Annotated in this window: 1 pseudogene; it reads left to right on the forward strand. The window is 63.3% G+C overall.

The window, feature by feature from the left end:
* Positions 1-237 (forward strand): annotated as a pseudogene (locus tag SB719_RS22540) (hypothetical protein); the annotation flags it as partial.

Here is a 237-nt window from a genome sequence, read left to right on the forward strand (position 1 = left end):
GCTTCTACGATGCCGAGCAGAAGTACGGTTCCTACGTCGGCCTGCAGGAATCGCTGGCCGACCGCAACATCTACTCGAACGACATCCTGCGCGCCTATTCTAAGGAAGAGCTGCAGGAAGCCGGCCGCATGATCGAGCCCGAGCGCGACAAGCTGTTCGCCTACAACGGCCTGTACCTGCTGGCCACGCGCTATCTCGCCACCGACACCTCGCGCGCCGTGTTCGAGCTGCCGCAGG

Origin of the sequence: Pantoea sp. SIMBA_079 (genome assembly GCF_046940275.1) — a bacterium.
GTDB classification, from domain to species: Bacteria; Pseudomonadota; Gammaproteobacteria; order Enterobacterales; family Enterobacteriaceae; genus Pantoea; species Pantoea borealis.